1 protein-coding gene is annotated in these 704 nt (G+C 57.0%); it reads left to right on the plus strand.

Annotated features, from left to right (window positions below):
- On the plus strand, positions 1–704 hold a 704-nt coding region (locus tag AC2GXZ_RS32600), incomplete at both ends, for a PAS domain S-box protein (RefSeq protein ID WP_483763388.1).

A 704-nucleotide genomic window follows, 5' to 3' on the forward strand; every position in this document is an offset into this window, starting at 1 on the left:
GCCTCTCGTGACCACGACGGGTGCGCGGATCGGCACGGTTTGCCTCATCGATAGCCAACCTCGAGACACGTTCACAGCGCATGATCGACAAAACCTCACCGACCTTGCCGCGCTTGTGATGGATCGGATGGAGATCCGTCGTCTGGATTTTGCCCGTACGATCAGCCAGGCCCGCTTCGAGAATATCGCCGCCACCTCTCCGGATGCGATCATCTGCTCGAACGAGCGAGAGCGCATAACCTTTTGGAATAAGGCTGCCGAGAAACTATTTGGATACACCGCCGAGGAAATGTCACGGCTTCGCTCTGACGTGATCATTCCTGATAGCTGGCGTAAGATCTACGATGCCGAACTGCAGCGTCTGAGAAACGGCGAACGCCTTGAACTTGAGGACCAGACCATCGAGCTATCTGGCCTGAGGAAGGACGGCACTGAGTTTCCGTCAGAAATGTCCCTTTCGACCTGGAAGGAGGGTAATACGGCGAGTGTCGGCGCCATCGTCCGAGATATAACCGAGCGGAAACAGAACGAAGAGCGGCTCTTCCGGCTCGCCAATATCGACGCTCTGACGGATCTTCCCAACCGGGCGGCTTGGCGGACCTGCTTAGACGAGACATTTGCTGCAGGTAAGCTCGCGACCATCCTGCTGTTCGATCTCGACCGCTTCAAGGAGGTCAATGATACCCTTGGTCACTCAGCCGGCG

The organism is Aliirhizobium sp. YIM B11859 (genome assembly GCF_057163345.1).